The organism is Mesorhizobium sp. M2C.T.Ca.TU.002.02.1.1, assembly GCF_003997225.1.
Map to the genome: position 1 here is coordinate 1 of NZ_RZTO01000725.1, position 3149 is coordinate 3149.

2 protein-coding genes and 1 pseudogene are annotated in these 3149 nt (G+C 63.6%); 2 read left to right on the plus strand and 1 reads right to left on the minus strand.

The features are described from left to right. Positions 1-33: 33 nt before the first annotated feature. Positions 34-780 carry a 3-oxoacyl-ACP reductase family protein gene (locus EOD07_RS28335; protein ID WP_127237725.1) on the plus strand — a complete coding sequence of 249 codons (747 nt, stop codon included), beginning with the start codon at positions 34-36 and terminating at the stop codon, positions 778-780. 219 nt (positions 781-999) lie between these two features. Next, positions 1000-2886, plus strand: a complete 1887-nt coding sequence (locus EOD07_RS28340; RefSeq protein WP_127237726.1) for a murein L,D-transpeptidase — start codon at positions 1000-1002, stop codon at positions 2884-2886. A 62-nt stretch (positions 2887-2948) separates the two neighbouring features. Here the strand turns inward: EOD07_RS28340 and EOD07_RS28345 are convergent. Continuing rightward, positions 2949-3149 (minus strand): annotated as a pseudogene (locus EOD07_RS28345) (hypothetical protein); the annotation flags it as partial.

Below are 3149 nucleotides of genomic sequence, written 5' to 3' on the forward strand. Positions count from 1 at the left end.
TTTATGTATCGATCATTACATAAGGAGAAATCGATGCCTTCAAACCAGTTGCGCGGCAAGGCCGCATTGGTAACGGGCGGCAGCCGAGGCATCGGCGCGGCCATCGCGAAAAGACTCGCACGTGACGGCGCGAGCGTCGCCTTGACCTATGTGAACGGCGAGGCGCAGGCACGCATCGTGGTCGACGAGATCGAGGCGGCCGGTGGGCGCGCTATCGCCATCAAGGCCGACGGGCGCGATGCCCCGGCGATCGAAAGCGCCGTCGATCGGGCGATGGATGCGTTCGGGCGGCTCGACATCCTGGTCAACAGCGCCGGCATCTGGCGCGCCGCGCCGATCGACGTCTTGTCGCTCGCCGATTTCGACGAGAGCATGGAGGTCAATCTGAGAGCGCCTTTCGTCGCCTCCAAGGCCGCCGCGCGGCATATGGCGGATGGCGGCAGGATCATCTCGATCGGCAGCAATCTGGCCGAGCGCGTGACGGATACGGGCCTCAGCGCCTATTCGACCAGCAAGGCGGCGCTGATCGGACTTACGAAGGCTTTGGCGCGCGACCTCGGTCCGCGCGGCATCACCGCCAACATTGTTCATCCGGGCTCCACCGACACCGACATGAATCCCGCCAACGGGCCACATGCGGAGCACCAGCGCCAGAAGATGGCGACGCCGCGCTTCGGCGAAGCCGAGGAGATCGCGGGAATGGTGGCGTGGTTGGCGAGCCCTGAGGGACGCTTCGTCACCGGGGCATCGTTGACCATCGATGGCGGCGCCAACGCCTGATTGTTTTCGACAGCTTTGCGAACGCGTGGGGCCCGGAGCAATCGCCGCTCTGGGTCTCACGATGATGTGAAACCGTTCTGCAACACGGCTCCGGAAATTTATGGAAGCTTAACGAAATCAGTATGAATCGGTATAGTCGCGTCATACATCCGCCATGCGGAGGGCGGGACCGTCTAGCGGCGCGGAACGGGAACCGGTTTCAACCGGTGCGGGTGAAGCATGAAAATCCTCGGGAACAAAAAAGCCGTCCTGCCGATCGCGGTCGCGGCGACGCTTGCCCTCGGGCAGCAGCCGGCAAGCGCGCAAGGGCTGTTCGACATGCTGTTCGGCGGCGGCATCCGGCACAACCCGCAAGGCGAATTTCCGCCGCCGCCGAAGCCACGCAAGATACGGCCGGCAGCGCCCGCCGGAGAGGGCGGTGGCCGCGTCAGAATCAGCAGCCCGACCTACAACACCTACCGGGCCGACAAGCTCGTGCGGGTCGATTTCAAATCGCTGCTGCCGGTGCCGCAACCGGCGACCGCGCAGGACGCCGCCTTTGTCCCTTCGGTGACGAGCAACAGCTTCCGTGATGCCGTCGCAGGCTTGAGCGACTACGAACTGTTTGCCGAGCCGGATATCGCCAAGGCGCTGGTCGCTTATTATTCGGCCAATCCGGATTTCATCTGGGTAAGCGACAATGCCCCTAACAGCCGGGCGCAGGATGCGGTGCGCGTCCTGGGCGAGGCGGCAAGCTACGGCCTGACGCCGGCCGACTATTCGGTCGACGTTCCAGCGACCGCGACTTCCGCCACACCGGAAGAGCGGACCAAGGAACTGGTACGCTTCGAGATGGCGCTGTCGGCGCGCGTGCTGCGTTATGCGCAAGACGCCCAGAGCGGCCGCGTCGATCCCAACCGGATGACCGGTTACTACGACTTCCCGGCCAAGTCCTTCGATCTGGAAGGCGCGCTGAAGACGCTGGCGCATACTCAGGAAGTCCGCACCTATCTGGAATCGCGGCATCCGCAGAATGCCGAATACCAGGCGCTGCGAGTCGAGTTGGAGGCGCTCGAGGCCAGCGAGGAAAACGAGATTGTCGTCGATCCGAAGTTGCTGCTCAAGCCTGGCGAGAGCAGCCCCGAATTGCCGAAGTTGTTGACGCTGATTTCGCGCAATCTCGACGATGAGATGGGTGGCAATTACGGCGAGGTGCTCGCCAGGCTGGGCAAGAGCGAGTTCTACGATCCCGAGCTGGTGCCGGTGATCAAGGCCGTGCAGCAGCGCGCCGGCATGAAGGGCGATGGCGTCATCGGCCCGCGTACGGTGGCTTCGCTGGCAGGCACGTCGAAGGCCGACAAGATCGAGAAGGTCAAGGTGGCGCTCGAGGAACTGCGCTGGATGCCGTCGGATCTCGGCAGCCCGCGCGTCTTCATCAACCAGCCCGCCTTCACCGCCAGCTATATCGACAATGGCGAGGAGAAGCTGAAGACCCGCGCGGTCATCGGCCGGGTCACCAACCAGACCGCCTTCTTCTACAACCAGATCAAGCAGGTCGACTTCCATCCCTATTGGGGCGTGCCGCAGTCGATCATCGTCAACGAGATGCTGCCAAGGCTGCGCAGCGATCCGGGCTATCTCGATCGCGCCGGCTATGAGGTGACGGATTCGCGCGGCAAGCGCATCCCGTCGGCGGCGGTCGATTGGGGTGCCTATGGCGCTAACATTCCGTTCAGCGTGCGTCAGCAGCCGAGCGAGGCCAATGCCTTGGGCGAATTGAAGATTCTCTTTCCAAACAAGCATGCCATCTACATGCACGACACGCCGCAGAAGTCGTTCTTCGCGCGCGACATGCGCGCGCTCAGCCATGGCTGCGTCCGGTTGCAGGATCCGCGCGGCATGGCCGCCGCTGTGCTCGGCACCACGGTCGACGACATCGCCGAGAAGCTGAAGCATGGCCATTCGACCGAGAATGTCACGCGGGTCATCCCGGTCTATGTCGCCTATTTCACCGCATGGCCGGACATGTCGGGCAAGGTCGAGTATTTCGACGATGTCTATGACCGCGATTCCAAGCTGATGCAGGCGCTGGACGCGACCGAAGCGGTGCGTACGCCGTCAAGCTGAGCTTTTTACTCTCAAGCAATTCCGGACGGACGGCCACGGCGAAGGCGCCGAGCCTGACCGCTTCACACTTTTCCCGGAATTGCTTTGATCAACGGCCGGCGGAAGCCGGCGTCGCGCCCGGCGATCAGCCAGTAGATCAGGCCGGCCACCAGGCCGGCGCCGGCGATGATGCCCATGTCGGCCCAGCGTTCCGGGTCATCGGCGGCATCGGGCCAGATCAGCATGAAACCGGCAGCCGCGGCGGCGGCGCCGAAGACCATATG

Bases quoted from the DNA above. Each gene is read 5' to 3' on its own strand.
- EOD07_RS28340 (WP_127237726.1), top strand. From the start codon at position 1,000: ATGAAAATCCTCGGGAACAAAAAAGCCGTCCTGCCGATCGCGGTCGCG.
- EOD07_RS28335 (WP_127237725.1), top strand. From the start codon at position 34: ATGCCTTCAAACCAGTTGCGCGGCAAGGCCGCATTGGTAACGGGCGGC.